Raw genomic sequence first — 4,448 nt, forward strand, 5'->3', positions numbered from 1 at the left:
TGAGCCGTATGCAGTGAAAGTTGCACGTACGGTTCTTAGAGGGGCGGCACTTGGTAACAAGTGTCGTCTACTCGACCGAAATGAGTTAGCGTACTTTTTATTAGTTAGGTTTTATGGCCAAACCTCATAGCTAAACTAATAGGTCAACCTCTACAAAATTACGATAGTAGTTCATATGCAATCTATCTGTTATGTAATATCATCATGCGGAATATCAGCTCACTAATTTTTGAGGTCAACAATGAACTGCGCAGATTTACTTCATAATTCAGACGGCTCCATAGAGACCTTGCATACAAGAACTAGGCTGTCAGAAGTTATATTGAAAAAAGGGATCTTAAAAAAAGATGAACTTATAGAATACCTCCGTGCAGAGTTAAGTGAAGCTTTTGATTGTCAAATAGGTTTTTGGTTGCAGGGTTCTCGAAAAAGCCACACATTAATTAAGCCCGTCGACAAGAACTCGTCATATGATATCGATGTGGGTGTATATTTGTTTTTTGACGCCGAAAATGAAGGTGTTTCGGCTACAGATGTCAAAATGACTCTTAAGCTTGCGCTGGAATCTTACTGCGAAATAAATGACGAACCGACACTACAAGATTCCAAAAATGCATGTGAAGGTTTGAAGTATTCTGCTTTTCTAACTATTGATACGCCCATATATTACATTGCACATGACAATGCCTCCCCCATGCTGGCAACAGACTCTGGTTGGATAGATAGTGATCCGAAAGCTATTCAAACGTGGCTAACGAATGCTCAGGATAATGACACCAAGCGTGCTTTAATGAAGCGAATTGTGCGCTATTTGAAAGCTTGGGTTAATGTAAAATGGAATGGTACGGAGCACAAAAAGCTCCCATCACTCGCTATCAATGTACTCGTTGCTCGTCACTTAAAACAATTTGATTTGGAAGATGACAGTTTCATTCATACAACTCTCAGTATTTGCGAAGAGTTAGAAAGCCTCTTTAAAGTAGAAAATCCTTTGAATGGGCAAGACATACTTGCGTTGTCATTTGAGTCTGAAGTATTCGCTCATACTAAGCTTTCAGAATTGAAAAAAGCTTGTTTAGCCGCTAATGGCGCATCCGAGTTGCAGAAAAGCATTCTCTTTTCAGAACTATTTGAACATTACTTCCCTCAGATAGAACTTTCAAACTTTGGTGGTTCAACTGGGTTGCCTGCCACAATGAAGGTTCCTGAGCTAGCAATTAATCACTACGCTAAAGATGATAAGCATATTAGAACTGTTACCGCAGGTGAGGTGACGGTCAGAAAAGGCGAAAGCCTAACGTTTAGCATTACAAACAGAAGCGAGTTTAATGAGTATTGTTATGCGCAGTGGACTGTACGCAACATTGGACACCAAGCTAACGACGCAAACGACATTGGTCATAAAGTCGTATCAAGTATAAGTGAAAGCCACCAAAGGGGAGCCGCATATACCGGAGTACATACAATGGAATGCATGATATTTAGCGGTGCTGCTGTTGTTGGAGTTAGTTGTATAAAAGTCATCGTCAAACCAGCACTTCCAACGGTTAGAAAGAAAAAAATATTCAAGGGCTTTAGGAGATAGTTATGTGGAAGGTTTTACCGAAGTTCGGGGTTGCGAAGTTACTGATGTTTGCAGTTTGTATTCTCGTAACTATAGGGGGCGTTTGGGTTACAAGTGGTTGGTCTGGAGTGGCTGAATTTTTTAAAAATGATGGTTTTGATGTGGTTGCGCGTTTAACGGTGCCAATACTCTTCATTTTTGTCGGTCTTACGTGGCTTTTGGGGACTTATGTTTGGCGTGCAGTTTGGAAAATACCATATATAGGGACCGAACTGCTTAATCAGAAAGTGTGTCCAGATTTAAACGGTACTTGGGTTGGAGAAGTTGTTTCAACTTTCAAAGACAAGGATGGAAATCCTTACCGAAAACCAGTGACATTGGATATTAAAGCGTCTTTTTTCAATTTTGATATTAGGTTGATTTCTGATGATCAGTATCAGCGGAGTACTGTTGTTCAGAGTGAGATTTACAAAGATCATAGAGATGGCTCTTTTTATTTAAGTTATATCTTTGAGTCTGTTGTTGACCAACCATTAGAGACTGATGACTCAAAATTTGATGGCTCAGCGAAGTTGAATATAAGGTTTAACGAAAGTGAGATGTCTTTGGTCGGTACTTACTGGACAAATAGGTGTTGGCAGAAAGGAATGCAGACAGCAGGAACAATAGAATTAAGAAAAAAGCAATCGGCGCAGTAGAAAACTAACTTGAGAGCGCCATTTTTCTAGTCAGAATAAATGTCTAGACTCTTTGAATTCATTAACTACAGAATTGCTATTTATTGGTCATTATTATGAATATGAGAAATTTTTCGGAGTTTAGAAGTGAATATTCTGTATTCACACGTTTAGCACTACCCGTACTTAAACAACAAGTTGCTAGTTTTTTTAATTGTGATGTTAAGTTTATTGCAGCCCCACTCAACTTTGCTAAGAATAGATATGCAATCGATCTTACAGAGAATTCTAGGAGAGGCTTCTATCTTATTAGTGATGACACAGCATTAATATTGGGTCGAGTGATTGAAAGTGGGAACACAATTGCATGTTTTGCTCTAGAGTTGACTAATGGGAATTTTGTTTCGCTTCGTCCGCTACTACAGACATTTGAAGGTGTTTTGAGCCATGTTACAACTTACGGATTTAAGAGTCGCTATACACAAGGAGCCAAAGAGTTCGGAGAGTCCTTAGTTATTGAAACGATTGGTAAACACTTTGGGAAAGGAAGGTTTGGTTATCAAAATATAGTAAAGTTTGTTGATATTTTTCAGAGGCTTGCAAATAGTAAACTTGAGGGGGAGCCATTTTCGACGGGACTGATAATTAGCAAATCAACTTCAGCCTATTCTTCAGACCGAGCCGATAGCCGCTCAGGAGGCGATGTTCTAAAATTGAAATCGCCCTTAGAAGTGAACCTAGATTTTACGTTGGACAAAAGATTTTGGTACTTGGTGGACGGAAAAACTTCCTTTTTCCTTTCTGGAGTAACGAAAAAAAAAGTACCTGTAATAGTAGACACATTTTTTTTAAACTCTGAATACAACCATCGTGGTTCATATATTGACAGTTATACTTTTTCTAAAACATTAAAAGGCTCAGATATACTATTTCGTGTTGTCGGTGCGGGTGAAGTATCAATATTGGGAACCACAGGGCTAGAAGTATTATACAAAGAAGGTACTTGGCGCGCTCGAAGTCTTAGTGATTTTCAGTATTTAATTGAAAAATATGCACTTTTGCCATCAAATGTAGCTGAAGCTACAGTGTCGATTATACTCAAAATTTCACAAGTTCGAAGAAGTGCGATTATATGGATACCAAGTAACAGTAATGAGTTGGATGGCATTCTTATAAATCAGAACCAAACTTTTAGGACTCCCATGTCGGTTTTAAATACCAATCATCACTCTACCATTATGAGGGCTAGCACTAGTGATGGTGCGACAGTCATAAATCAAAGAGGACAAATTGAACAATACGGCTGTTTAGTCGATATGAGTAAACTTGAAGTGGCAGGGATATCTGGTGCTGGTGAAGCTGTCGGGCAGATGTTAGGAAAAAATGGCGTCGCTGTAAAAATTTCTCAAGATGGAAATATCAAAGTATTTTACAACACATTAAAACAAGTTTTTTGATAGTAGAACTAGAATATTCCTCAAACTCTATAACTATTCAATTAGTATCTGGGTTAGTTCTGTTACACTAACTCACTTTTGTCCAAAAGTGAGTTTATATGTTGTATTAGAATATTCGATTGTTAAATTGCTATTTGGTTGGAGCCTACCTAGGTGCAATACAAGTCAAAGGGGAAGAAATGTGGCCCTCACATTAGCAAACTTTCGGCGGTTTACGTGTAGACAATTATGACTTTTTAGAGTCTCCCAATTTATTTGAAAGAAAGTTTCCTACAGAGCATAAAGTGCCTGTCACAAAAATATCAACATATGGTTGTTTACGGTTATTTCAATATATGGTTGTTTTTTTATAACCTTCTGAAATCATTAAGATAGTAAATATCAACATATAGTTGTTTTTACAAGCGTAGTGTAAAAACAACCATAAGTTGATTTTACGAAACCATACGTTGAAATAAAAACAACCATACCTTAAAATAGCTTATAAAGTATACGAAACTTTAGTAAGTTTACAACAGGTATGGTGGTTTTGTTATGAAGAAACGAATTCTTAGAAATTCATCAATTAAAAACATATCACGCTTTGTCAGCCTCAAAACTGACTCCATTCATACAGTCGAATCCGACTTAGAGTTTGATGCCTGTTTTCACTTTGAATTTTCAGCACAGGTTTTAACTTTTGAAGCTCAACCTATTGGTTTCGAGTATTATCTCGATGGTAAACTACGTAGGTATACGCCCGATTTTTTA

Annotated in this window: 3 protein-coding genes and 1 pseudogene; all 4 read left to right on the forward strand. The window is 37.6% G+C overall.

Translation table 11 applies throughout. The features are described from left to right. Positions 1–241 precede the first annotated feature (241 nt). On the forward strand, positions 242–1,585 hold the full coding sequence (locus ACXJY6_RS19660; protein ID WP_458769373.1) for a cyclic GMP-AMP synthase DncV-like nucleotidyltransferase: 1,344 nt from the start codon (positions 242–244) through the stop codon (positions 1,583–1,585). 2 nt (positions 1,586–1,587) lie between these two features. Beyond that, positions 1,588–2,262 carry a Cap15 family cyclic dinucleotide receptor domain-containing protein gene (locus ACXJY6_RS19665; protein ID WP_124941046.1) on the forward strand — a complete coding sequence of 225 codons (675 nt, stop codon included), beginning with the start codon at positions 1,588–1,590 and terminating at the stop codon, positions 2,260–2,262. Positions 2,263–2,357: 95 nt separating this feature from the next. Beyond that, positions 2,358–3,698, forward strand: a complete 1,341-nt coding sequence (locus ACXJY6_RS19670; protein WP_458769374.1) for a hypothetical protein — start codon at positions 2,358–2,360, stop codon at positions 3,696–3,698. A gap of 534 nt (positions 3,699–4,232) precedes the next feature. Next, positions 4,233–4,448, forward strand: a pseudogene (locus ACXJY6_RS19675) (heteromeric transposase endonuclease subunit TnsA); the annotation flags it as partial.

The sequence above is a fragment of the Vibrio phycocola genome (assembly GCF_054404255.1).